Genomic DNA, 23,990 nt, shown 5'->3' on the forward strand with positions numbered 1-23,990 from the left:
ATCCCGTCGCATCATCCCCGGAGTCATCATCATGCAAACGGTTCCTGTCACCGACCGCACGAGCGCGCCGCCGCCCGCGCCGACGATCCATCCGCGGTGGGTGCGCGCGAGCCACTGGCTCAACGCGCTCGCGGCGATCCTGATGGCGTTGTCCGGCTGGCGCATCTACGACGCGTCGCCGATCTATCCGTCGTTCACGTTCGCGCACGGCATCACGCTCGGCGGCTGGCTCGGCGGCGCGCTGCAATGGCATTTCGCGGCGATGTGGCTGCTGGTCGGCAACGGCCTGTTCTATCTCGCGATGTCGATCGCGACGGGGCGCTTCGCGCGCAAGCTGCTGCCCGTGACGCCCGCGTCGGTGTGGCGCGACGTGCGCGCCGCGCTCGGCGGGCGGCTGTCGCACGACGACCTGAGCGTCTACAACGCGGTGCAGCGGGCCGCATACCTGACCGCGATCGTCGATCTCGTCTTATTGGTGCTGTCCGGGCTCACGATCTGGAAATCGGTGCAATTCCCGCTGCTGCGCGAGCTGTTCGGCGGCTACGATAACGCCCGCATCGTGCACTTCTGGGCGATGGCGCTGCTGGTCGCATTCGTTGCCGTCCACGTCGCGATGGCGTTGCTGGTGCCGCGCTCGCTGCTCGCGATGCTGCGTGGCCGCTGACCCGCTTCGCGGGCGAAGGAAATCATCATGTCGGAATCCGAAAAACCCCGCGGCGAGCCGCGTTGGACGCTGGACCGGAAGTCGCTCGAGCTCGACGTGCGCCGCGAACTCGAGATGCCGTCGCGACGGCTGTTCAACCGGCGCGTGCTGACGCTCGGCGGCCTGGCGATGCTGACCGGCTGCACGCTGCAGGACGACGCGTCGGTCAACACGTTCCTCGAGAAAGTGTCGCGCATGAACGATCGCGTGCAGGCGTGGCTGTTCAACCCGAACCAGCTCGCGCCGACCTACACCGAAGCCGACATCACGCGGCCGTTTCCGTTCAATGCGTACTACGGGATCGACGAAGTGCGGCACGTCGACGAGTCGACCTACCGCCTCGTGTTGTCCGGCCGTGTCACCGGCAAGCGCGTGTGGACGCTCGACGAGCTTCGCGCGCTGCCGCACGCGGAACAGATCACGCGGCATATCTGCGTGGAAGGGTGGAGTGCGATCGGCCGCTGGGGCGGCACGCCGTTCGGCGCATTCCTCGCGCGCGCCGGCGCCGACACGCAGGCGAAATACGTCGGCTTCAAGTGCGCGGACGATTACTACGAAAGCATCGACATGCCGACCGCGCTGCATCCGCAGACGCTGCTCGCACTCGAGTACGACGGCCGCCAACTGCCGCCCGAGTACGGCTTCCCGATGAAGCTGCGGATGCCGACCAAGCTTGGCTACAAGAACCCGAAGCACATCATGGAAATCTTCGTGACCGATACGTTCCCAGGCGGCTACTGGGTCGATCAGGGCTACAACTGGTTCGGCGGATCGTGAGCGATGCGCGCGGCGTGCGCCCGCGTCACGCGGATTCGCGCACCTGCAGGTCGACGCGCAGGCCGACTGCCGCGGCCATGTTCACGAGCGCGTCGAGCCCGAACAGGTTGATCTTGCCGCGCAGCAGGTCGGACACGCGCGGCTGCGTGACGCCCAGCTGCTTCGCGGCTTCGGCCTGACTCAGTTCGAGCCGCGCGATGCGCTGCTTGAGCGCGATCATCAATTCGGAGCGCAGCTTCATGTTCGCGGCCTCCGCCGGCTCGCTTTCGATTGCGTCCCAGACGTTCGCGTAACGTTCATTGGTCATCGTTTCAACTCCATCATCAGCGACCGGTAGCGGCGGGCGGCGAGGTCGATATCGGTCTTGTTCGTGCGCGACGATTGCTTGCGGAAGCAGTGCAGCACATAGACGGCTTCGGCGAACGTCGCGACGTAGACGATCCGGAATGCGCCGCTCGCATCGCGCAGGCGAATTTCCCGCACGCCGATGCCGATGGTGCGCATCGGTTTCCAGTCGTCGGGCGCGAGGCCGCGCTGTACCTGGTCGATCTGGTGGCCGGCTTCGCGCCGTGCGGGTAGCGGAAAGCCGCGCAGATCGGCCAGCGCGGTGCCGACGAAAACGACCGGCTTCGGTGGCAGTATATCTGAGTTATACAAAATTTTGTATGGACGATGTGAGTGTCGAAAAACGGCTGCACACGGTGGCGCGCGGGCATGCCGTCCGTCACGATAGCCGCGACGCGAAGCGCCGGCGCACCTGACTGGTCGTCCGGCCGATGCTGGATCGACGGCTGCGAATGGCGACGCTGGGCGGCTCGTCGACACGCCGGCCATTTGCGCATCGCGTGTCCGGCCCCGCATTTCGCCCGTCCTGCGCACGAAAAAATGTCGCGCCGAAACATCAGTCGATATCTTTCAGACAGGTCCGACGATGCTTTCGAATCCTTGATGCCATAATGCCGAGCGTGTGCAACCGCGCGGTTGCACACGTTTTTTTGCCCCGTTTGTGCCCTTTTGCCGCCGCTTGCCGGTTCTTTTTCGTCGCCGTTCGCACTGTCATGTCGTTCCGCACGTTCGCTCTGCCTTCCCGGTCCCGCGTGGACCGTTTGCCGGCATCGCCGGCGTCTTTCAGCGGGGCACGCGGCGTGACGCGCGGGCGGGCTGCACGATGACGCCGCTCGACCGCCTCCTCGATTTCCTCGCCCGCCTTTCGTTCCGGATCCGCCTGCCGCAAAGCCGCGGCGGCCGCGTGGCGCTCGCGCTCATCTTCATCTATTTCGTCTGGGGTTCGACCTACAGCGGGCTGCATTTCGCGCTGCAGTCGTTCCCGCCGCTGCTGCTGTCGGGGCTGCGCAACCTGCTCGGCGGGATCGGCCTGTTCATCTTCGCGCTGCGGCGCAAGCCCGAGTGGCCGACGCTGCTGGAAATCCGCAACTCGGCGATCGTCGGCACGATGCTCGTCGCGTTGTCGTCCGGCACGATCGCGCTCGGCATGCGCACGGTCAGCAGCGGTTCGGCCGCGGTGATGGTGGCCACGGTGCCGCTGTTCGCGACCGTGATCGCGGCGGTCGCCGGGCGGCCGGTGACGAAGGGCGAATGGGCAGCCGTCGCGCTCGGGATGGTCGGTATCGTCGTGCTGAATTCGGGCGGCTCGGCCGCCTCGAACTCGGCGCTCGGCACGATCTGCGTGCTGGCCGGCGCGCTGTTCTGGGCGGGCGGCGCGCATCTCGCGACGCGGCTCAAGCTGCCGTCCGACCTGTTCCTGTCGACGTCGCTGCAGATCGGCCTCGGCGGCCTGATGTCGACGATCGTCGCGTGGCTGCTCGGCGAACGCGTCGAACAGCTGGCCGTCGGGCCCGTGTTCGCGTTCGTGTACCTGATGGTGTTCTGCACGATGGCCGCGTACGTCGCGTACGGCTACCTGATCCGCCACACGAGCCCGATCATCGCGAGCAGCTGCATGTACGTGAACCCGATCGTCGCGGTCGCGCTCGGCGCGCTGCTGCTGGGCGAACCGGTGACGATGGCGACCGTGGTCGCGACCGTCGCGATTCTCGGCAGCGTCGGGTTGTCGTTCGTGTTCGATCCGGCGCGCCGGCCCGCGGCCGCCACCGCGGCTGCCAGTGCGCCGGTCGTGGCGGCCGAGCAGGCGGTGACGGCGGACGCTTCGCCTGTCGCCGAGCCGATCGCCACGCCGGATGCGGCGCCCATCCTCGCGCCTTCGGCCGTCCCGCTCGCGGTGCCGACGCCCGCGGCGGTGATGGATCCCGCCGCGGTGATCGACCCGGCCCCGGCGTTCGCGCCGCCGCCCGCCGCCGCCGAGCCGGTCGTCTCGCGCACCGACGCGTGATGCCGCGGCAGCAGCCGGCCGCGTTCAGCCGCGCCGGCCGCCGCGGTGGTGGGACCAGCCGGCGAGCGCGGTAAACAGCAGCCCGGCCGCGCACATGCCGGTCCAGCCGAATGCGCGCCATGCGGCGACGCCGGCCGACGAGCCGAGCGCGCCGCCGATGAAATAGCACACCATGTACACCGTGTTCACGCGGCTGCGCGCCTCCGGCTTCAGCGCATAGATGCGCGACTGGTTCGAGATCTGCGCGGCCTGCACGCCCACGTCGAGCACGATCACGCCGATCACGAGCCCGACGAGGCTCGAACCCGACAGCGCGAAGATCACGAACGACAGCGCGAGCAGCGCGATCGCGAGCGAGATGACCGCGCGCGGGCCGCGCGTGTCCGCGGAGCGGCCCGCATACGGTGCGGCGAGCGCGCCGGCGGCCCCGACGATCCCGAACAGGCCGGCTGCCTGCGGGCCGAGATGGAACGGCGCGCCGGCGAGCAGCAGCGTGAGCACCGGCCAGAATGCGCTGAACGCGGCGAACAGCGCGGCGCCCGTCAGCGACGCCTCGCGCAGCCCGCGCAGTTCGGCGGCCAGATGCCACATGGAGCCAAGCAGCTTGCCGTACGACAGCGTCGACGTCGGCGAGCTGCGCGGCAGCCGCAGCACGATCACGACGGCGAGCGCGACGAGCGCCGCGACCGAGGCGGCGAACACCGCGCGCCAGCCGAAATATTCGGCGACGAAGCCGGCGGCGGTACGCGCGAGCAGGATGCCGAGCAGCAGGCCGCTCATCACGGTGCCGACCGCGTGGCCGCGTTCGGCCGGCGGCGCGATTTCGGCGGCGAACGGCACGGCCTGTTGCGCGATGGTCGCGAGGATGCCGATCGCGAGGCTCGCGGCCACGAGTACGACGAGCGACGGCGCGGCGGCCGCCGCGATCAGCGCGATCGACAGCCCGGCGATCTGCAGCAGGATCAATCCGCGGCGATCGAAGCGGTCGCCGAGCGGCGCGAGCAGGAACATGCCGGCCGCATAGCCGAGCTGCGTCGCGGTCGGTACCGCGCCGATCCATGACGCGCCGTCCGGAAACGACGAGCGGAAGCTGTCGAGCAGCGGCTGGTTGTAGTAGATGTTCGCGACCGATACGCCCGCGATCGTCGCGAGCAGCAACAGCAGGCTGCGCGAATAGTGGGGCGAGGGGGCGTCGGTCGGACGGTCGGTGGAGGCGGTGGACATGGCGGCGGCAACGGAGTGGGCGGCGCGGCAGGCGGCGCACGCGTCGGGTGCGCAGTCAGGCCGGGCGCCGGTCGAGGCTGCCGATCATACCGGAGCGACGCGAATCCTGCCGGCGGCATAACCGGTATAACCGGCACAACCGGCCGGCCGCCGCCCGTCGCGGCACGCGCTTCGCGTCGTCAGTCGACCAGCTCGCCCGTCGGCTCGTAGAACGGATACGGTCCGGCGCCTTCGTCCACATAGACGTGATGCGACATCATCCCCGTATCGGGCGCATGACGATGGACCGCGAACGCCGGCGGTTCGAGCCGGAACGCGGACGGCCCATCGACTCGCAAGTCGAATGCGACCTGGTGCGCGGGCGACGGCACCGCGCACGCGAGCGTGCCGCCGAAGCGCGTGAACATCGTGCGGTGCACGTGACCGCACAGCACGCGCTCGACGTTCGGATGGCCGCGCAGCAGCGCATCGAGTTTCGCGGCGGCGGCGGGCGCGAGCCGTAGCTTGTCCATGTGCCCGATGCCGGACGCGAACGGCGGGTGATGCAACGCGACGATCACCGGCCGGTCGCGCGCGGCGTCGAGCTGCGCGGCGAGCCACGCGAGCCGGGCATCGCACAGGTCGCCGTGGCTCGCGCCCGGCACCTGCGAATCGAGCGCGAGCACGCGTACCGCACCGACGTCGAGCGCGTACTGCACGAATTCGCCGTCCTGCAGCTCGGCGCGATCGGCGAACGCGCGGCGCAAACCGGCGCGGTCGTCGTGATTGCCGATCATCAGGTAATACGGAATCTCGAGCGCATCGAGCAGTCCGCGCAGGTTGCCGTACTCTTCGTCGTGGCCGAAGTCGGTCAGGTCGCCGGTGACGAGCACGGCGTCGGGGCGCGGCACGAGTGCGTTCAGTTTCTCGACGCAGCGCGCGAGCGCGGCCGCCGTGTCGACGCGGCGGTACGCGAGCTGGCCCGGCCGCTTGATGTGGAGATCGCTGATTTGAGCAAGCAGCATCGTCGTTCCTCGGAATCGTCTGGTTGTTGTCGCGGCGGCGTGCGCCGCGTGGGGGCTGCCTGGATGATGCCCGATCGACGGCTTACGCGCCGAGCGCGATCAGGCCTTCCGGCGCGATCGTGAGGCCGACCGCCGTGCCGCGCGCGAGCGCGATGCGGCCCGGCACGTCGATCACGAGCGCGTCCGGCGCCGCATGCTCGATCGTGAGCCGCGTGCGTTCGCCGAGGAACGCGCACGCGCCGACCGCACCGCGCAGCGGCGCATGCGCGGGATCGGCAAGCTGCGCATCCTCGGGGCGGAAGAACCATTCGTCGGCCGCATGCGGCGTGACGATCGCGCCGCCCGTCGTTTCGAGCGCGCCGTCGCGCCACTGGCCCGCGAGCCGGTTCAGCGTGCCGATGAACTGCGCGACCGTGCGGTTCGCGGGCTGGTAGTAGATCTCGCGCGGTGTGCCGATCTGTTCGATGCGGCCCGCGCCCATCACGACGATCCGGTCGCCGAGCTCCATCGCTTCGGCCTGGTCGTGCGTCACGTAGACGGTCGTCACGCCGAGCTCGCGCAGCAGCGCGTTCATGTCGCGGCGCAGCACGTCGCGCAGCTTCGCGTCGAGCGCGGTCAGCGGTTCGTCGAGCAGCAGCACGCGCGGCCGCACCGCGAGCGCGCGCGCCAGCGCGACGCGCTGCCGCTGGCCGCCCGACAGTTGATCGACCGGTTTGTCCGCATGCGCGTCGAGCCGCATCATCGCGAGCAGTTCGTCGACGCGTTCGCGCAATGCACGCGGCTCGGTCTTGCGGATCTTCAGCCCGTAGCCGACGTTGCCGCGCACCGTCAGGTTCGGAAACAGCGCGTAGTTCTGGAACACCATGCCGACTTGCCGGCGCTCGATCGGCAGTGCGGTGACGTCGTCGTCGCCGAACGCGATCGTGCCGCCGGCGTCCGGCGTGTCGAGGCCCGCGATCAGGCGCAGCGTGGTGGTCTTGCCGCAGCCGGACGGCCCGAGCAGCACGAGCGTTTCGCCGGCGCCGATCGACAGATCGAGCGGTTCGAGCACACGTGTGCCGCGGAACGTCTTCGCGCAGCCGGTCAGGGTGATGGGAGTGGAATCGAGTTTCATGTCTGCAAGAAAATTCAGCGCGGGCGCTTCTTCAGCGCGCGCGCTTCTTCAGCGCGCGCGTACCGGACGGATCGACGCCGAGCCACTGCATCGCGACGAGCAGCGGCAGCGTCATCAGCAGGAACAGGATCGTGTATGCGCTGCCGACTTCGAGGCGGAGCGATGCGTACGTATCGGCGAGCCCGACCGGCAGCGTCTTGGTGTCGGGCGTATGCAGCATCCACGTGAGGTTGAACTCGCCGATCGACAGCGTGAGCACCGCGAGCGCACCGGCGACGATCCCCGGCCGCAGGTTCGGCAGCACGATCGTGACGAAGCGCGTGACGAACGACGCACCGAGGCTGGCCGCGCCTTCCTCGAGCGTGCGCAGGTCGGCGCCGGCAGCAACCGCCGCGACCGCGCGCACCATGAACGGCAGCGTGAACACGACGTGGCCGACGACGATGAACCACAGGCTCATCCGGAACGCGGTGAAGCCGCCGTACACGACCAGCAGCGCGAGCGCCGAAGCCAGACCCGGCAGCGCGACCGGCAGCACGAGCGCTTCCTCGATCGCACGCGCGAGGCGGCTCTTGCTGCGCGCGAGCGCATAGCCGGCCGGCACGCCGATCGCGAGCACGATCGCGAGCGTCGCGAACGCGACGTAGAGCGACAGCGCGACGGAGCCGTGATACTGCTGCCACACCTGTTCGAGCCAGCGCAGCGTGAGGCCGCTCGACAGCCCGCGGAAATAGTTGACGGTCAGCCCCGCGAGCACCGACATCACGACGGGTACGATCAGGAACGCGCCCAGCAGCAGCGTGACGCCCCATTGCAGCGCGGCGATCGCACGCGTGCCGGCGACGCGCGGCGCATGCCGGGCGGCGCGTTTCGCGTGCAGGGGAGCCGGAGCAGGTGCCGGCGACGGCGTGGAAGAGCCGGAAAGCGATTGCATGCGGAAATCCTCAGGCCGCGGCGGCGGTGTGACCGGTGAAGCGGCGCGCGAGCGCGAGCACGGCCCAGGTGACGATGCCGAGCACGATCGACAGGCCGGCTGCCGTCGCGATGTTCGCGTTCAGCGTGAATTCGGTATAGATCGTCATCGGCAGCACGTTCAGATCGGTGGCGAGCGTAAACGCGGTGCCGAACGCGCCCATCGCGGTCGCGAAGCAGATCGCGCCGGCCGCGATCAGGCCGGGCGCAAGCGCGGGCAACACGATGTCGACGAAGATGCGCCACGGCGACGCGCCGAGCGAACGCGCGGCTTCCTCGAGCGACGCGTCGAGCTTCGACGCGGCCGCGATCACGGTGACGATCACGCGCGGAATCGAGAAGTACAGGTAGCCGATGAACAGGCCGGCCACCGAATACGCGAACACGAACTTGTCGCCGGTGAGCTTCGTCGACAGCATGCCGATCAGCCCCTGGCGCCCGGCAAGCATGATCACCATGAAGCCGACGACGACGCCCGGGAACGCAAGCGGAAACGTGAGCAGCGCGAGCAGCACGCGCTTGCCGGCGAATTCGCGGCGCGCGAGCAGCAGGCCCGAGATCGTCGACAGCGCGAGCGTCGCGAGCGTGACGCCCGCGGACAGCGCGACCGTCTCGCCGAGGCTCTTCATGTAGCGCGCGTTGCCGAGCAGCGCCGCGTAGTGCGAGAAGAAGGCGCCGTCGGCGGACACCTGCACGAGCGACGCCATCGGCAGCAGCCAGAACGCGGCGAATACCGCCAGCGCCGGCGCGACGAGCGCGACGCGCCAGCGCAGCGGAAAAGTCAGGTCGAGCATGACGTGGGGCCGGCCGCTTACTGCATGATCTGCAGGTACTGCTGGCCGAACGCCTGCTGGCCGGCCGCCATCTTGCCGAAGTCGACCGCCTTCGCCCGCGCGTATTCGCTCGCCGGCAGGAACTTCGCGGCGACGTCGGCGCCAAGCGCCTGCGCCCGCACCGGGCGCAGGTAGGCGTTCGCCCACAGCTTCTGGCCTTCGTCCGACAGCACGAAGTCGAGCACCTTCTTGCCGTTCGCGTCGTGCGGCGCGCCCTTCACGAGGCTCATCACGTACGGCACCGCGATCGTGCCTTCCTTCGGAATCACGAACTCGACGTTCGCGTTGTCCTTGTATTTCGCGCGATACGCATCGAAGTCGTAGTCGAGCAGGATCGGAATCTCGCCGGACAGCACGCGGGCATAGGCCGTCTGCTTCGGCACGATCGGCGCGTTCGCCTTCAGCTTGCGGAACCAGTCGAGGCCCGGCTTGAAGTTGTCGAGGCTGCCGCCGAGCGCCTGGTTGACGGCGACCGCGCCCGCGTAGCCGACGAACGCGCTCGACGGGTCGAGATAGCCGACCATGCCCTTGTATTCGGGCTTCAGCAGGTCTGCCCACGAACGCGGCACCGGCTTGCCGTCGAGCGCGTCCTTGTTCACGAAGAAGCCGAGCGTGCCCGAGTGGATCGCGAACCAGTAGCCTTGCGGGTCCTTCAGGTTCGCGGGAATGTCGTTCCAGTGCGCGGGCTTGTACGGCGCGATCACGCCCTTGTCCTTCGCCTGGAACGCCGACGACACGCCGAGGTAGACGACGTCGGCCACCGGGCTCTTCTGCTCGGCGATCAGCTGCGCGATCGCCTGGCCCGAGTTCTTGTTGTCGGACGGCACGCGGATGCCGGTCTTCTGCTTGATCGCGGCGATCTGCGCGGCCCAGTCGGCCCATTCGGGCGGGCAGTTGTAGCAGATCGCCGTTTCGTCGGCGTGGGCGGCGGGGGCGCCGGCGACGAGCGCGGCGAGGGCGAGCGGCGCGGCAAGCGCGCGCAGCAGCGAGGTCAGGCGAAAGGACACGGTGAATCTCCGGGCGAGTAGGTGTGGCGCTGGGGTTATGGGGTATGTGTGACCGCGCGGCGCGTGCGTTCGGCGTTCAGGCCTTGCGCAGTTGCAGGTCGGTGGCCGGTGGCGCGATCGTCGCGCCGTCGCGCACCGTGTGCGGCAGGATCGTCGACGTGCGCTCGATCGCCGCGCCGCCGATGCATTCGACGAGACGCTGCCACGCGTGGCGGCCGATGTCGCGGTTCGGCGTCGCGACGCTCGCGAGCGGCGGCGCGAGCAGCTCGCCGATCGCGATTCCGTCGAAGCCGAGCACCGACAGATCGTCGGGAATCGAGAAACCGGCGCGGCGCAGGCCGCGCATCACGACCATCGCGAGCAGGTCGTTGCTGCAGAAGAGGGCGGTCGGGCGCGTGGCGTGCGCGGTGAGATGCGCAAGCACCGCATCGGGCAGCTCGGGCGCGTTGAAGTCGACTTCGACGGGCGGCAGCGGCGCCACGCCGGCTTCATCGAGCGCCTGCGCATAACCGAGATGACGCTGGCGTGCGCGATCCGACGCGGCGAGCGAACCGGCCAGCATCAGCACGCGGCGATGGCCGTGCGCGGTCAGTCGTTGCACGCCGTCATACGCGGCGCGGCGGTTGTCGACCGACACCGACGGGCGGCGTCGGGGGTCGTTGTGCATCAGCACGTAGTGCGGGCCGTCGTGGTCGAGCATGTCGAGCAGCGGGTGCGTGTCCGCATCGGCGACGGTGAGGATCAGCCCTTCGACGCGCTGCTCGCGCAGCGTCTCGATCGCATGACGCTCGCGCGCCGCGTCGTATTCGGTCGTCATCAGGATCAGCTTGAAACCGGCCGCGGTCGCGAGTTCGTCGATGCCTTGCAGGCAGTCGGCGAACACCGGGTTCGACAGCGTCGGCACGACGACGCCGACGAGCCGCGTGCGCTCGCCGCGCAGTTGCCGACCGAGCGGGCTCGGGCGGAACTGCAGCGCGTCGATGGCGGAGCGGATCGTCTGCAGCGTGGCGGGGCTGACGGTATGCGGCGCGTTGATCGCACGCGAAACGGTGGCGATCGAGAAGCCCGCGAGGGCGGCGACGTCCTTGATGGTCGAGGTCATGAAATCGTGCGATGTAAACGTTTTCGGCCGGGGAATTATCGAAAACGTTTGTGACTTCGCGATGACGCACGCGACGCTTGTTTCGCGAAAAGCACGATACAAACGTCAGACGGTGGGGGCGGTGGACGACGCGCGGTCGATTGTATCGGCGGCGGTCGCGGCGCGGGAGCAAGCGATGCGGTGGCGCCGGTATCGCGATGCGGCGTTGCGGAATAAGGGAGCGCATGCGCGAGCAATGGTAGAATCGCGTCCGCCCTGTTGCCGGGGTGATGAAATTGGTAAACATAGCGGACTTAAACGATTGAGTGCCCGGCCGGAAACGGTCGGTGCAGAACCCTTCAAATTCGGCGAAACCCCTGATGTGCGCATCGAGGCAACGCCGAGCCAAGCCTCGCGGCAGCCGCGAGGAAGGTGTAGAGACTAGACGGGGGGCGCCTAAGGCGCACGGGCAGTGGTTACGCCCGCGCGCGACGGTGAAGGCATAGTCCAGCGCACGAACGGCTCGCGCCCGCGACGCCGGCTTTGAAAGAAGCAGTGTGACGAAAATCCGCCGCCTTAACTGGCTTGCCGGTTCGAGTCCGGTCCCCGGCACCAAAAAATATTCTAGTTGATTCCGAGGAAGCCCTGAAACCCGCCAAAAACGACGCTTTGGCGGGTTTTTTGTTTCCGAGTCGTTCCGCTTCGAGCGATCGAAATCCGGGGGTATTTGGGGGTATGTTTGGGGGTGTATGCTACCATTTTCACACGTTCTTCTGGAGATACCCCCCCCTATGCCGCTAACCGATACAGCCATCCGGAATGCCAAGCCCGGGGCACGGCCGCAGAAGCTGTTCGATGGCGGTGGTTTATTCTTGCTCGTTACGTCAGCAGGGCAGCGTTACTGGCGACTCAAATATCGCTTTGCCGGAAAGGAAAAGTTGTTGGCGCTCGGCGTCTATCCAGATGTGACTCTGGCCGTCGCGCGAGAAAAAAGGGATGCAGCCCGCAGAAAGCTCGCAGTGGGAATTGATCCCGGCGAAGCGAAGCGTGTAGAGAAGCGAGCGGCTCGCCTTGCTGCGAGCAACTCCTTCGAGGTAGTCGCGCAAGGATGGATGGACGAGCGGAAAACGGTCGTAGAGATCGGTCAGTACGAGAAGACGCTTGCACGATTCAAGAGCGACGTATTTCCGTGGCTCGGTCGAAGGCCGATAGCGGAGATTGATGCGCCAGAGATTCTCGCAGTGCTGAAACGGATCGACGGTCGCGGGGCACGGTTTACCGCCCACCGGGTTCGTAGCGAAATCAGCCGCGTTTTTCGTTACGGCATCAAGGAAGGTTACTGCAAAACCGATCCCGCCCGCGATTTGGTAGATGCAATACCGCCTGCGCAGACAACTCATTTTGCGGCGATTACCGAACCGGCCAAAGTTGGGGAAATGCTTCGGGCGTTTGACGGGTTCTCCGGTACATTCCCGGTGCAATGCGCGCTCAGACTTGCGCCCATGTTGTTCGTACGGCCCGGCGAGTTGCGGCAGGCCGAGTGGTCACAGTTCGATCTAGATAAAGGTGAATGGCGTTATCTCGTGACTAAGACAAGGACCGAGCATTTGGTGCCACTTGCCACCCAAGCCGTCGCAATCTTGCGGGAATTGCACGCGCTAACAGGGACATGGCGTTTTGTGTTTCCGGGTGCGCGAACAAAGGACCGTCCGATGAGTGATGCGGCAATCAATGCGGCGTTGCGCCGGCTTGGCTACGACACACGCACCGAAATTACAGGCCACGGATTCCGAGCGATGGCTCGCACGATTCTGCATGAGGAACTGGAGCAGAAACCGGAAGTCATCGAGCATCAGCTTGCCCACGTTGTACCAGATAACCTGGGTGCCGCCTACAACCGGACCAAGTTTCTCCGAGAGCGTCGTGCAATGATGCAACGATGGGCGAACTACTTGGAGCAATTGAAGGACGGTGCGCAGACAATTTCGATTGATGCCGCATTGGGATAACGTTGTTTCAGCGCAAGTTGTTCCGCAAGCCAGTACTCGACGGCGAGCGTGCCGGCAATACCGTGAAAGCGCACCGGTATCCGATCGAGGGCATGTCGCGGTCGCTCATCTGATTGTTGGCGCTTGACGATTTCCTGCGCATATCCTCATTGGCGCGACAGGTGCGGAGCGGTCACATCGACGTCTCCTTTTGGTGTGCGGTAAAGAGCACGGCTTTCATACGGGCACGATCTATGGCAACAGACCAACCGCCGAAAAGACGGCAGCTTCCCAGCGGCCACGAGGAATCCGCCTATAAGGGTTATGAAAAATGGCCTCTTCATCGATGGGCATGGGAATTTTTGTGCCGCAACGAGGAATTTATTGCGGCTTGTCGTACGCCGGCTCGGACACCGGGTGAAGAGCTTTCGACGCGAACGCGCATCGCGCGTCAATTTCATCTGAAGAAGTTCAAGCATTGCGACGAACCTTATCAGGTCGGCGCGAAGCCCGCGTTCAATGTTATAGGGATATGGCGTTGCACGGAACGGCAGCGAGGAATTAATTGCGAGGACGTATCGATACGTCAGGGGGAAGTTCTCATACGCTTCAACCCCGAGGCCGCGCTGTATAGCAGTAACGCCCTTACGGCACAGCTTCTGATGGCAGAGAAGACTCTGAAAGAGCATGCGCGCATGCTTGCTCGTTTGCAAAATACCAGGCTACCGAGAAACAAAGCCAGGATTGGCACGGTAGGCGAGCGAATTCGCTGGCTTCGTATGTTGGACGCCAAGCGTCACGCGCAGTCAGCCGAGGCACGATCTCGAGGCGAAGCATGGTCGCAGCCGGAAATTTATCGAAATCTATTTCCGACCGTCGCAAAGCGGCTGGGACGTGAGGAACTCCGGGCCAAGTTCAAGAACGCTTTCCGAACGGCGGAGAAATGCGCTCAGCATACCTACCTTGAAATGGTACTTGCCGGACAGATAGAGAATGCCAGCCGCCATGTCAGGGCTGGCGAAGCTGCCGAGCTGTAGCTTTCTGCACTCGAACCGACACAACGTCTTTTCCTCTCCCAAGTTGGCCTGTCTGCTGTGGGAGGGTTCACGAGTCCTACCCGACTCGTGAACCCTGTAGCACGAGTCATCTTCCAATATTGCTCCTTACAGCATTTGCGTCGCTATGGTCTTATGTTCATGCAGGATTTCACTGCATACATGGGAGAGTTGGGATGTACGCAAAGAACCACCGCGCTGCCCCGTCGGCGGCAGAGAACCACAACTTGCTGATGGACGACAAGGCGAACGCACCGGTCGTGTTCCTCCGCCGCAAGGTAGTCGAGAAGCGCACGGGGCTGTCCCGTTCGTCGCTCTACGCCGCTATCGCCAAGAACGAGTTCCCGAAGCCGGTCCCGATCGGTGCAAAGTCGGTTGCGTGGGTCGAGGCTGAAGTCGCGGCGTGGATGCACGCGAAGATCGCTCAGCGCACGTAGCTGACAAATTGGCAATCGGAAGCGTGAGAGGTGCCGTCAGTTCTTATCTTCCCGCTGTAATTACATACTCTATATACCCATTACGACATCAATTGTAAATATATAGGTTTCCTATCTAACATAAGGAGTTGCTATGCCTCTCTCTAACACCAAGCGTGGTGTAGGACCGCCGCACGACGGATCGTCCCGCGTCGGCCTCCGTGCTAATACGCAACCGCAGGTTGTGTTGCAGCAGGTGCATGCCTGATGAAAACTCGTCCGAGTCAATTTGTCAGCCCAACCCTGAAAGCGACTACCAAGATGCTCGCGCAGATCGGCATGGCGTTCCGCCCGGCTGACTGTGTGAACGTCGATACGGTCGATCTCACGGTTAGCGGCATCGAGTGGGACGTGTCCAATCAGACGCGCTGCTTGGTCAGCAACGCCGATGGCGAGGTCCTTTTCAACAGCACGAATCGCTTGCCCGTAATCGGCAAGTACGGCATGCATAACTTGCAGGTGCGGTTCAATCCGATCACCAAGACGTTGCGCGTGGAAGGTTCGCCGTTCGGGTTCGCCCTCGGCCAGAACGTGTTCACTTCGCAGCGTCTCGCGAAGGGATTGGTGTATGTGATCTCGCACCTCAAGAAGATGTTGGGTTTCTCGTTTGCCGTGCCGATGCAGAAACTGATCGACGAGCATGTTACGTTGCACCGCGTCGATCTGGCCGTGAATCTGCAGTTCGGCTCGGGTCGTTTCGTGAAGACGTGTTTGCGTCAGATCGCTCGGCAACTGATCGAACAGGATTGCATGGTGCGGAAGGCGTTCACCTCGGTCTACTGGACACCGCAGAACAGCCGCTACTACAGCGTTATCTTTTACGACAAGGGCGAAGACGTACGCCGTAAATACCTCCCCAAAGCGAAGCGCGGGGGCAACGACGAGCAGGGGTTCTTCGATTCCCTGTGCAACGAGTGCGACGGCCTGCTGCGCATTGAAGTTCGCTTGCGGAGTGCGGAACTGAAGAAGCGCGGGCTGCAAAACGTTAAGGCATGGAGTGGCGATGCGCCGAAGGAGATTTTCAACCGCTACTACCGCAACGTGCCAGTCCTCAATGTCGTGTCGTCGGGGATGAGCCGCGCCGACTTCGATGGCGTGCCGGATCGCCTTCGACCCGTCATCGCGCTGCACAAGCTGAACGCGCCGATGGAACTGGTGTATTCGGAGCGCACTATGGCTCGGCATCGCGCGACGTTCCGCAAGCAGAAGATCGACCTGAAGTCCCCCGCGCGCGCCAAAGTCGTGCCGCTGGCGAAAGTGCTGACCGCTTCGCGCATCAAGCCGACGCCGCCGTGGCTGGTCGATGCACGGTTCGCACCGCTCCCTGTGAAGCAAGCGCATTGCCGTCTCGCGTAAAGGGGCGTGTGTCTAGGATCGCGTAGGCCTGCACGAACAGGCATGACGCAAATTTCAACTACGGCCCGCGCTATTACGAGGCAGCGCGGGCCGCAAATGGAACACCAAACAATATGAACCTTACTGACATTGAAAATGTGGCACTCAACCCGCCCCCTGACGTGTGGAAGTTGCCGTGCTCGGAAATGAGGTACGTCGCAAAAGTAGTCAATGCGGATGGCCGCCATCCCGCGTACCTGGTGGAAATCAAGGGCGCGGGTGATGTCTGGAAGGAGATCGAGATTCCGGTTACCTTGATCCTGAGCCCGAAGCAGCTTGCGCGTCACCTGATCGAACACGGTGTCGAATTGTACTCGATCGATGCGCCGAAGCACGTCGCGGATTTCCTGCGCGCCTGCGGTGGCGGCACGACAATTCTGCGTGTGGAGCGCGACGGATGGGTCGACCACGGCCAACAGCTGAGCTACATTTCCGGCAACGAACGTTTTTCCGAACGCGTCGAGCGCGTGGCCCGTGTCCAGGCGAACTCGCGTGCAACGGCGGGTACGCTCGCGGACTGGGTCGAAGTAACGGCCCTGTGCAGCGGCAATCCGCTCATGATCGTCACGCTCTGTTTTGCCTTCGCGTCAGCGCTCCTGAAGCTGTTCGGTCAGAGCGGCGTTTGCGTGAATCTGGTCGGCAGCTCCAGCACTGGAAAATCGACAATCCTGCGCCTCGTGCAAGCCCTCACTGGTTCGCCGGAGTTCCTTGCTAACTGGGAAGCGACCGCGAACGGTTTGGAAGCGTACGCGGCGCAGCACAAGGACTTGCCGCTCATCATTGATGAACTGGGCCAGTCGGATATCGCGTCTTTCGGGCAGTCGGTGTATCGCCTCACGAACGGGAGCGGCAGATTGCGCGCGAAGACGAACGGCAGTCTTGCGAATCAGGCTCAGTTGTCAACCGTGATTATCTCGGCGGGCGAAGAAAGCCCGGCTGATCGTATTCGCCATAGCGGCCAGCAAGCGGTGGCTGGTCAGCTCGCACGCTTCATTACACTGCCTGTCAACGGTCAGCACGGCGCGTTCGACAACCTGCACGGTGAAAGCAACGGCGCAACGTTCTCGGCACGGGTTCGTTCGAAACTGCGCGAAGTGCATGGGGTAGCGTGGCGGTCGTTTGGTCAGTACGTGGCAGCGAATATTCCGGCGGTTCGTCAAAAGCACGAAGGCTACTATGCCGGTTTAAAGGAGGCCATTAGCGCGGGCTGCAACTTCGATGCTTCAGACGGAGTTCAGGAACGCGTGCTTGAGCACTTTGCCTTTGCAGCCACTTCGGGCTTCGTTGCTATTGACGCGGGCGTAGTTGGCGTTACAACGGGGGACGTCGCCTCCGCCATGTGCTCCTGTTTCGCCGACTGGTTGCGGCAATATCGCGCAGACATGCATGCGCCGGAAGACGAAATTGCAGAGGCAGTACGCGACCTCGTGTTGAAACACCGGAATCGATTGCCGCCGTACTCGGCGTTTTGCGATGCCGACCGCGACACGCAGATCGGGTTCACGTATACAGCCAAAGGCATCGATATGGTGTTGCTGCTCCCCGATGCCTTACGCAAGATCAATGAGAAGTACGGCAAGAAAGCGGTAAAAAATGCTCTGGTGCGCAAGGGGCTGCTGATCCTCGGGTTGGAAGACAGGCCGACGAGTCAGTTCGTCGTGCCCAATCATCCCAACGTGAAGCCAAGCACGTATGCATTGCAAAAGGATGCAATTTTCGTAGAGTAAGCACGATTAGGCCGCAGTATGATGCTGCGGCCTTCGATCTACAAATCTGCAAATCTACGTAGCCTTGAACTAAATGACGGAACGGAGGCTTCGATGGCGATCAGCCTGAGGTCTTCGGAGACGATCAACCTGTATATGAACGTGTTCACGACTGGCTGCGGAGGCGATTCGGCACTACGCCATGCGCCATCATGAGGCGACCGATTTCAAATACGGCAGCAATGCGTGGATTGCTGACTGGAGCGATTTTGCGGCCAGTCGCAACCTCATGATAGTGCCGTCCATCACAGTGGACCCTGTCCAACATGGCGGACATGTCATAGACGGCTTCCGGTACCAGCTCGCCTTCACCTGACACAATCCCCGCTGTCAGTGAATGATTGCCGCCTGCGACAAACGCAATGCCCCACGGCAGCCAGAGCAACACACAGTGGTTTTTGAAATCCTGCTCCCATGGACCCGCCGCTTTGCCTGTGCCGATTGATGAGAGCGTATTTGCAATGCGCTGGCGATTCCACGGCCAAGGGAGCACTACGTCTGTCGACAGCCGTATGCGAAACTGCTCATTGGACAGCTCGCGCTCGTAAAGTTCATCGGTTCGAAAATTATTGTCGGTGAAAAAGAACGTCGGACCTTCAATGTCAGCTGGCGCCTCATGCTCCGCATTCTCCACGACACCAAGCATTGCCTCAGCCTGAATCGGCCGGAGAATCAATTTGACAAGATCGTACAGCGCGCCTGGATTTTTATCTGCGACAAAATGGGCCATGTCGATAATATTTTCGAAGGACGTTTTGCGCTTTATGCGCTTACGGGGCCGGAGTTGCCGAAGTATTTTGAAACGCCAGCGTTCCAAGAAGCTCATTCCAATGGTTTGTGGGTCCACAACCTTCAAATCGCCCAGATTTCCCGACATCCTTGTTCCTCTTTTTTCTTTGTACCTATGAGCCCCCGAACTTGATGGAGGCGCCATCATTGCGATGGCACAGGCGCCTCGATTATTGCATCTAGGCGTATAGCTTTTCGAAGGTCCTTGCTTCTGCGGGCGCGCGAGTGGTACTCCGGACGTGTGCCCTATTGATGACATGTCAACCGGCGAGTGACATGCCGCAACATATTCGCGCTGGCATATCACGAGTTGCGCGCTTGAAATGAAAACTTGAGTGCGCCGATTGCTTTAAGCTTGGCCTCGATGGCTGCGTGAAACTTTGGGTCCGATTCACGGTGATCCACCATTACCTGATGAATGTGCCGGGCGGTCGCTATACGCCCGGCAAAATTCCAGAGATCTTGGTTTTCGACGGTCAGTTCTGTGCTTTTGACTCGTTCGACGACCTTGCTCAATGCCTCCTGATAAGCTTGATCGATCAACTTCATCGCTTCACTGAAGGTCCCCCAGGACAGCAAGGAACCACCGTTCCATAAACCCGAGTTGCGCATGTACCAGTCATCAAGCGACGGAAGTTCGTCGTTCGAGAGGCCGACTTCGAGGCGCAAACGAAGGGCATGACGATAGAAAAGGCGAAAATCTCCGTCCTCTGCTTCTGCTAGTTCAGACCATGCATCGTAGTGGTCAACATCGGATTTGAGCCTTTCGTACATGGCATGGAACGGAGGAATCTCTCGCAACATTGCATCACCGGCACGAGCTGTGAACCAAGAATCGAGGTAAGCACGAAGGGGGGAGAGACCGTGCCGAAGGTCATTCGATTCATCGAATTTAACAGAAAATGAAGATGCTCCCGTTCTAGGGTGATGTGTCAGCGCAGGGGTCCAGTACGCGGCTCCAGAGGAGGTGTCAACGTGGAACAAAATTGTAATAGTTGGGGTCGCTTTCCATAGGTTGTACGTCGAAGTTTTGACGGACACTGACGACTCGCCATCCTTAAACGTGATCTTCTTGCTAGATTTGACTTGACATTTCGCGATGCGCCCGGTGACCTTGTTGCGTTCAACAATTTCGATTTCGCCGTCAATGCCAAAATCGTCGTCCCCCGCTTGACGTCGAAAAATCCAACCCTCCTTCTCGAAGATGACCTGAAGCTGGCTTACACCTAGGCGGCCCGTTTGATTATTTTCGTCGGAAGTAGGGAGGTTAGAGTCCATAGGGAGGTATGTAAAGAGTTCGAATAATGCTGCATCGCTCCTCGCTTCCATTGCGCGGTAGCGAACGCGCCACTGACGATATTTCAGTGCTTGTGCAGGCCAAGCTTGTCGAAGAGTACTCTATTCCGTCGATTGGCATCTCGAAGTAGCTTATCGTACGAGATGATCTCGATCGAGCCATTCCCACCGGGCAGGGTGTAGAAGTACCCTTCGTTGTCAGCGGTCCTGTGGTAACGCATAGCGACCTGCCGCTGCAGCGTCGGGGTCAAATCGGCTATGAGGTAACCCGTATATCTCAGGCGTTCGGGATTTATCGGTCGGCCGTCGATGTCCTTAACCCCGCCTTGGTCGATCTCTACGAAACGCTGGATGATTTGGTCGGCAGGATCTTTGTCATAGTTGTCCCGGCCTGGCCGTTTGAACTCGACGATTACGACTCCGCCGCCGGGCAGATTGTCTGGTTCAGCAACTCCAATGGGGGTGTCGTAGAAGAACGCAAATATATCTGGCTCCTTTCCGGACGTCTGGCCTAGGCCGGGCACCTTGTTCAGTTTCTTGTCGGAAGTCAACAGCGTATGAAAGCACAGACGTTCGTCAATGAGCCAAAGATTTTGCTGGTCGAGAAAGATGTCTTTTGACGAAACGCCCATTGGGAAGATCATTTTGTGCAACACCTTCTCGAAGGGGTACTTCTCGTCGTTTTGTACTCGCTTAAGGCTTTGATTAACTAAGTCCAGGATTGTGCGCCGATGCGCAACATAGTCGGCCAGTTTAGCTTTGCCAACATCATTCATTTCTTCCATCAGGCCTTTGATGCGCTCCTGATACGCATCAAACGATTCCTTTTCGATAAGCGCCGCGACATGGCGCTCCTCGATCCGAATACTGTCTTCAATTTCGCGGCGAATATGCAGCAGGGCTTCGTCAAGTTGTTCATCCTTGAGGCCAGGCTGCACTCGCTGCTCAAGGATCGGACGATATTTTTCATGAGTGAGAACTCGGTACTCAGGTGCTCGCTCAACGAAGCGACCGATTTGGGCGATCTTCTCCTCGTTGGTAACCTTGAGATCGGCGGCAAGGACAGACCGTAGCGCTGCCGCAAGTCCTTTGTTAAGCGCCTGACGCGAAACGAGGGTTTCCTCAAGTTCGGGCTCTTCCTCGGATTGAAATGCAATCTTTGTACGTTCCTGATTGGCGTGGTCGTCGAGATACTCCCCCGTCACAAGCACTATCAGTGTGTAGGCTTCCTGCGCGTCGTCCACCAGTCGCTCCGGAAGTTCGGGGAGCAGATCGCGCAACTTGTACGTCATCACGTCGCGGCCGTTCGCGCACAAGTGATAGTCGTGACGCGAGCGACCGTCACGGTGTCGGAATGCTTGGAGCGCGAACGTGTGTCCATGCACGTCAAAGAAGCGATCTTCGATGTGCGGCTGCACGGTGGACTGGAAAAGCTTATGGAGGTCTATTGGTTCGTGCCCGGGAGCTTCAAGTGTCATGCGGGGGCAAGAGCGCGCGGCAAAGCGAATGAGAAAATGTGCAACGATACGTGCGGCAAGTATCGCGGGATCGGTCGGCCACGCGGCGCGGTATCGGTCTGCTAAACCGCGCACTCGAACCGTCGTGCCAGTCGGAGCGCTGGTCGGGGTGACCTTGTCCGCCCCATTAAGCTCTTCGGTGATCGAGAAACTGAAGTTGCGTGCGAAATGCTTGCCGTTGCGCTCGTAGACGCTACGTATTTCGCAATGGTTGAAGACCTTGAGGAAGGTGAATCTGCCGACGCCCTTGCCGCCGAGCTTAACTTTCGAGAGTGTGTATGCCTCTCCGAAAGAAGCGATGTTGAGTTCATTGAACCCGACGCCATCATCAACCACGTCGAAGCCGTCCGTAATCAGCGTGTCGTCACCGCCTTTCTGAGCAAGGTCGTCGGACGGGAGTAGCTTGATTTTAATTGAACCGGCTGCAGAGCTGCCATGCTTATCCTCGATAGCGTCCATTGCGTTCGATACCGCCTCAAAGAGCGGCATGAGACCGCGCGACGGCGCTAAATCGAGTCTATCGACAAGTCCCCGGATGTTGGTAAGCATGGCATCCCTCGTTCTGCATTTTTTGTCGCACTGGTACGAGTCACCTCGTCACGGAATCTCGATTCTAATGCACGCTTGAGCATTTGCACCGACCGGCTTGCATGTCAGAAACTGACAGAGTGGGGCACCCAGTCATGTTCAATTGCCGTCCGCGCACGCTCGCTTGACCGTCGCAGTGCCGACCCCGAAGTGCTCTGCCGTCCCTCGAATGCTCGCGCCGTTTTCAGCGCGCCACTCCTTGATCGCTGCGTAGTCGTTCGACCGCGCTCGCCCCTTGTACTTTCCATCGGCCTTGGCAATTGCGATGCCCCGACGCTGCATCTCGGCGCGGTTCAGGTAGTCGGCTTCGCCCTGCGCGGCCATGAATGCAAGGATCGCGTCGCGCGTTGCTTTCTCGATGGGGTCCTTTGCTTTCCCATCGAACACCATCCCGTTGAGCGTGCATTCGACACGCACGCCCAGTTGCATGAGTCGGCGCATGGTCGCGTGTAGCTCGTCGTAGCGGCGACTGATCCGGTCCAGCCAGCGCACGATGAGAATGCCTCCGTGACGCAGATCGTGTTCGGCTCTGCCCCACTGTTCCCGTGCGTCAGGAGCCACGTGATAGCCGCTCACGCCCTCGTCAATGAAAACGTCCTTGTCCAGCACGCCATGGGCTCTGGCGTCCTCGTACTGGCTAGCGGATGACTGGCCGTCCGTGGTGGAAATTCGCCCGTAGTAGAGCTTACGCATGATATTTATGTGGATCACTTGGGTTGATGGATCAATTTTACCATGGATCAAATAACCGGTTGATCCTGTTGATCCACGTCCGGATGATCTGGTGCGTGGCCCGTTACGATATACCCAAGTGATCCCCCATCCGTCGATTCCGATGAGGGCCAGCTCTGACAGCGCAAGTTCTGTCTAGATTTGCCCGATGTCATACAGAGCTGAAGCCCATGAGCGGAGCGCGCAAGCAACTGGAGGCAAAGACACTCTGATCCTTAAACTGAATGCGATAGTTTTGCAAACCAAGTAGGAGACACTGCAGTTCTCGCATTGATGAACTAAGCTAGTCGGCGAATTCGCAATTAGCTATACCCGAAGATACATTTTTCTGCTGAGCGAGTTCATGAAATACTAAAGGCGTTTGAAGGCATCGTCCTCTTCCTTCTTGAATTCTCTACGCAAAACGTCCGCCAGTTTTTTCATTTCCCGCGCGAATTCGACCAATTTCTCTCTGCTTACAACCCTGATGCAAGCATCGAGCCGATCAGGGATGTGTGCGGAGAATAGAAATTCGCTTATTTCGACACGTTCTATCGTGATCTCACCGTCGTCCTGCCTCGAACATTCAAAAAGCGGAGCGTCTACAACAATGATAGGAAAGGCGAAGGTCAAAGTGGGGAAGTGAGTGCTTGTTTTCGAGGCTAGATCATGGCATCCCTTTAAGGCAGACATTGCCGCTGCGTATGCGACATCATCTCCATTGCCAAGGGCCTGACGAAGGCCGTAGCCGCCTTTATTAGAGCGCTTAATATACTTGCGAAGTTCAGGGGGGAGGCCTGGGAAACGTGACGCAAGCGCTTTTCGTGCATCGCGCGATAAGACTGAAAATGCTGTCATTCTATTAAAGTTTCCGAGTGCATCTTGTGCGGTGAGTACGATCCAAGGTTTCTGGGTCGCTTTGCACTCGATAACGAACGAAATATCGATGACGCCGATTATGTCGGGATCAGATGCCAATACGTCAATCTCGCGCCCCTTGTTTGATTCAGGGTCGCGAAATGTTCCTGACTGACGAACCTCGAAGCCTGCATTGCGAAATGCGGCGGCAGCTTCCATTTCGAGAGGGAAGCCGGTTTCACGCAGCCACTTGATGACCTTGTTATTCAACCCTTGTTCGTCGTGTTCCACGCGAGCTCCACATATGACATGTCCAAAAAAGTAACTGACAATCTAACGCAATCAAATTGCTCCTGGCATGCGGCCTATGACATGGATTGTGATCCAGGCCGTGCTAATCCTACGGCGAACAGCTACCGAATTCCTCGTCCTACGTCATGTCGAGGCCAAGGCGCGGCTCGCGAATTGGTGACCAATGACTTGCTT

Annotated in this window: 22 protein-coding genes; 8 read left to right on the top strand and 14 right to left on the bottom strand. The window is 61.8% G+C overall.

Going from position 1 to position 23,990, the window contains the following annotated elements; all coding sequences use genetic code 11:
* Nucleotides 1-31 precede the first annotated feature (31 nt).
* Nucleotides 32-664 (top strand): cytochrome b/b6 domain-containing protein, encoded by a 633-nt coding sequence (locus CFB89_RS05685; protein WP_089467061.1) that lies wholly within the window; start codon nucleotides 32-34, stop codon nucleotides 662-664.
* Nucleotides 665-691: 27 nt separating this feature from the next.
* Nucleotides 692-1,480: a molybdopterin-dependent oxidoreductase gene (locus CFB89_RS05690; protein ID WP_089467062.1), complete on the top strand. Its 789-nt coding sequence runs from the start codon at nucleotides 692-694 to the stop codon at nucleotides 1,478-1,480.
* 25 nt (nucleotides 1,481-1,505) lie between these two features.
* Here the strand turns inward: CFB89_RS05690 and CFB89_RS05695 are convergent, their stop codons facing one another.
* Nucleotides 1,506-1,787, bottom strand: a complete 282-nt coding sequence (locus CFB89_RS05695; protein WP_053526311.1) for a helix-turn-helix domain-containing protein — start codon at nucleotides 1,785-1,787, stop codon at nucleotides 1,506-1,508.
* The gene (locus CFB89_RS05700; protein WP_089467914.1) at nucleotides 1,784-2,137 is read right to left on the bottom strand and encodes a type II toxin-antitoxin system RelE/ParE family toxin; all 354 of its coding nucleotides are present in this window, start codon (nucleotides 2,135-2,137) and stop codon (nucleotides 1,784-1,786) included. The genes CFB89_RS05695 and CFB89_RS05700 overlap by 4 nt, the downstream gene beginning before the upstream one ends.
* A gap of 511 nt (nucleotides 2,138-2,648) precedes the next feature.
* Between CFB89_RS05700 and CFB89_RS05710 the strand changes: the two genes are divergently transcribed.
* Nucleotides 2,649-3,830 (top strand): EamA family transporter, encoded by a 1,182-nt coding sequence (locus tag CFB89_RS05710; RefSeq protein WP_089467063.1) that lies wholly within the window; start codon nucleotides 2,649-2,651, stop codon nucleotides 3,828-3,830.
* A 24-nt stretch (nucleotides 3,831-3,854) separates the two neighbouring features.
* Here the strand turns inward: CFB89_RS05710 and CFB89_RS05715 are convergent, their stop codons facing one another.
* The 7 genes from CFB89_RS05715 to CFB89_RS05745 all read right to left on the bottom strand — a co-directional run bounded on the left by CFB89_RS05715 (nucleotide 3,855) and on the right by CFB89_RS05745 (nucleotide 11,086).
* Complete coding sequence (locus CFB89_RS05715; protein WP_089467064.1) at nucleotides 3,855-5,054, bottom strand: MFS transporter; 1,200 nt, start codon at nucleotides 5,052-5,054, stop codon at nucleotides 3,855-3,857.
* Between the two features lie 179 nt (nucleotides 5,055-5,233).
* Nucleotides 5,234-6,058 carry a phosphodiesterase gene (locus tag CFB89_RS05720; protein ID WP_089467065.1) on the bottom strand — a complete coding sequence of 275 codons (825 nt, stop codon included), beginning with the start codon at nucleotides 6,056-6,058 and terminating at the stop codon, nucleotides 5,234-5,236.
* An 82-nt stretch (nucleotides 6,059-6,140) separates the two neighbouring features.
* Nucleotides 6,141-7,172: an ABC transporter ATP-binding protein gene (locus CFB89_RS05725; RefSeq protein ID WP_069617061.1), complete on the bottom strand. Its 1,032-nt coding sequence runs from the start codon at nucleotides 7,170-7,172 to the stop codon at nucleotides 6,141-6,143.
* A 31-nt stretch (nucleotides 7,173-7,203) separates the two neighbouring features.
* Entirely contained in the window at nucleotides 7,204-8,106 is a 903-nt protein-coding gene (locus CFB89_RS05730; RefSeq protein ID WP_089467066.1) for an ABC transporter permease, read from the bottom strand.
* A 10-nt stretch (nucleotides 8,107-8,116) separates the two neighbouring features.
* Nucleotides 8,117-8,938 (bottom strand): ABC transporter permease, encoded by an 822-nt coding sequence (locus CFB89_RS05735; protein WP_089467067.1) that lies wholly within the window; start codon nucleotides 8,936-8,938, stop codon nucleotides 8,117-8,119.
* 17 nt (nucleotides 8,939-8,955) lie between these two features.
* Nucleotides 8,956-9,984, bottom strand: coding sequence for an ABC transporter substrate-binding protein (locus CFB89_RS05740; RefSeq protein WP_089467068.1), 1,029 nt, complete (start codon nucleotides 9,982-9,984; stop codon nucleotides 8,956-8,958).
* A 76-nt stretch (nucleotides 9,985-10,060) separates the two neighbouring features.
* Entirely contained in the window at nucleotides 10,061-11,086 is a 1,026-nt protein-coding gene (locus CFB89_RS05745) for a substrate-binding domain-containing protein (RefSeq protein WP_089467069.1), read from the bottom strand.
* Nucleotides 11,087-11,856: 770 nt separating this feature from the next.
* Between CFB89_RS05745 and CFB89_RS05755 the strand changes: the two genes are divergently transcribed.
* From CFB89_RS05755 to CFB89_RS05770, 5 genes are all read left to right on the top strand, one after another.
* Entirely contained in the window at nucleotides 11,857-13,074 is a 1,218-nt protein-coding gene (locus tag CFB89_RS05755) for an integrase arm-type DNA-binding domain-containing protein (RefSeq protein WP_089467070.1), read from the top strand.
* Between the two features lie 233 nt (nucleotides 13,075-13,307).
* Nucleotides 13,308-14,090, top strand: a complete 783-nt coding sequence (locus tag CFB89_RS33995; RefSeq protein WP_144030061.1) for a hypothetical protein — start codon at nucleotides 13,308-13,310, stop codon at nucleotides 14,088-14,090.
* 194 nt (nucleotides 14,091-14,284) lie between these two features.
* Complete coding sequence (locus CFB89_RS05760) at nucleotides 14,285-14,545, top strand: AlpA family transcriptional regulator (RefSeq protein ID WP_218828340.1); 261 nt, start codon at nucleotides 14,285-14,287, stop codon at nucleotides 14,543-14,545.
* A gap of 246 nt (nucleotides 14,546-14,791) precedes the next feature.
* Nucleotides 14,792-15,940, top strand: a complete 1,149-nt coding sequence (locus CFB89_RS05765) for a phage/plasmid replication protein, II/X family (protein ID WP_089467071.1) — start codon at nucleotides 14,792-14,794, stop codon at nucleotides 15,938-15,940.
* A gap of 113 nt (nucleotides 15,941-16,053) precedes the next feature.
* Nucleotides 16,054-17,706 (top strand): DUF927 domain-containing protein, encoded by a 1,653-nt coding sequence (locus CFB89_RS05770; RefSeq protein ID WP_089467072.1) that lies wholly within the window; start codon nucleotides 16,054-16,056, stop codon nucleotides 17,704-17,706.
* Nucleotides 17,707-17,851: 145 nt separating this feature from the next.
* On the opposite strand, the gene CFB89_RS34000 is transcribed toward CFB89_RS05770, so the two are convergent.
* From CFB89_RS34000 to CFB89_RS34005, 5 genes are all read right to left on the bottom strand, one after another.
* Entirely contained in the window at nucleotides 17,852-18,622 is a 771-nt protein-coding gene (locus CFB89_RS34000; protein ID WP_144030062.1) for a DUF6710 family protein, read from the bottom strand.
* Between the two features lie 215 nt (nucleotides 18,623-18,837).
* The gene (locus CFB89_RS05775) at nucleotides 18,838-19,863 is read right to left on the bottom strand and encodes a DUF4365 domain-containing protein (protein ID WP_089467073.1); all 1,026 of its coding nucleotides are present in this window, start codon (nucleotides 19,861-19,863) and stop codon (nucleotides 18,838-18,840) included.
* Nucleotides 19,864-19,895: 32 nt separating this feature from the next.
* Nucleotides 19,896-21,896: an ATP-binding protein gene (locus CFB89_RS05780; RefSeq protein WP_089467074.1), complete on the bottom strand. Its 2,001-nt coding sequence runs from the start codon at nucleotides 21,894-21,896 to the stop codon at nucleotides 19,896-19,898.
* Nucleotides 21,897-22,034: 138 nt separating this feature from the next.
* A complete protein-coding gene (locus CFB89_RS05785; protein ID WP_089467916.1) occupies nucleotides 22,035-22,628 on the bottom strand; it encodes a recombinase family protein in 594 nt (197 codons plus the stop codon).
* 390 nt (nucleotides 22,629-23,018) lie between these two features.
* Entirely contained in the window at nucleotides 23,019-23,795 is a 777-nt protein-coding gene (locus tag CFB89_RS34005) for a hypothetical protein (protein WP_144030063.1), read from the bottom strand.
* Between the last annotated feature and the right edge of the window lie 195 nt (nucleotides 23,796-23,990).

Source organism: Burkholderia sp. AU16741, from assembly GCF_002223345.1.
GTDB lineage: Bacteria > Pseudomonadota > Gammaproteobacteria > Burkholderiales > Burkholderiaceae > Burkholderia > Burkholderia sola.

Coding starts and splice junctions, on each gene's coding strand:
- CFB89_RS05685 (WP_089467061.1), top strand. CDS start 32: ATGCAAACGGTTCCTGTCACCGACCGCACGAGCGCGCCGCCGCCCGCG.
- CFB89_RS05690 (WP_089467062.1), top strand. CDS start 692: ATGTCGGAATCCGAAAAACCCCGCGGCGAGCCGCGTTGGACGCTGGAC.
- CFB89_RS05695 (WP_053526311.1), bottom strand. CDS start 1,787: ATGACCAATGAACGTTACGCGAACGTCTGGGACGCAATCGAAAGCGAG.
- CFB89_RS05710 (WP_089467063.1), top strand. CDS start 2,649: ATGACGCCGCTCGACCGCCTCCTCGATTTCCTCGCCCGCCTTTCGTTC.
- CFB89_RS05715 (WP_089467064.1), bottom strand. CDS start 5,054: ATGTCCACCGCCTCCACCGACCGTCCGACCGACGCCCCCTCGCCCCAC.
- CFB89_RS05720 (WP_089467065.1), bottom strand. CDS start 6,058: ATGCTGCTTGCTCAAATCAGCGATCTCCACATCAAGCGGCCGGGCCAG.
- CFB89_RS05725 (WP_069617061.1), bottom strand. CDS start 7,172: ATGAAACTCGATTCCACTCCCATCACCCTGACCGGCTGCGCGAAGACG.
- CFB89_RS05730 (WP_089467066.1), bottom strand. CDS start 8,106: ATGCAATCGCTTTCCGGCTCTTCCACGCCGTCGCCGGCACCTGCTCCG.
- CFB89_RS05735 (WP_089467067.1), bottom strand. CDS start 8,938: ATGCTCGACCTGACTTTTCCGCTGCGCTGGCGCGTCGCGCTCGTCGCG.
- CFB89_RS05745 (WP_089467069.1), bottom strand. CDS start 11,086: ATGACCTCGACCATCAAGGACGTCGCCGCCCTCGCGGGCTTCTCGATC.
- CFB89_RS05755 (WP_089467070.1), top strand. CDS start 11,857: ATGCCGCTAACCGATACAGCCATCCGGAATGCCAAGCCCGGGGCACGG.
- CFB89_RS33995 (WP_144030061.1), top strand. CDS start 13,308: ATGGCAACAGACCAACCGCCGAAAAGACGGCAGCTTCCCAGCGGCCAC.
- CFB89_RS05760 (WP_218828340.1), top strand. CDS start 14,285: ATGTACGCAAAGAACCACCGCGCTGCCCCGTCGGCGGCAGAGAACCAC.
- CFB89_RS05765 (WP_089467071.1), top strand. CDS start 14,792: ATGAAAACTCGTCCGAGTCAATTTGTCAGCCCAACCCTGAAAGCGACT.
- CFB89_RS05770 (WP_089467072.1), top strand. CDS start 16,054: ATGAACCTTACTGACATTGAAAATGTGGCACTCAACCCGCCCCCTGAC.
- CFB89_RS34000 (WP_144030062.1), bottom strand. CDS start 18,622: ATGTCGGGAAATCTGGGCGATTTGAAGGTTGTGGACCCACAAACCATT.
- CFB89_RS05775 (WP_089467073.1), bottom strand. CDS start 19,863: ATGGAAGCGAGGAGCGATGCAGCATTATTCGAACTCTTTACATACCTC.
- CFB89_RS05780 (WP_089467074.1), bottom strand. CDS start 21,896: ATGCTTACCAACATCCGGGGACTTGTCGATAGACTCGATTTAGCGCCG.
- CFB89_RS05785 (WP_089467916.1), bottom strand. CDS start 22,628: ATGCGTAAGCTCTACTACGGGCGAATTTCCACCACGGACGGCCAGTCA.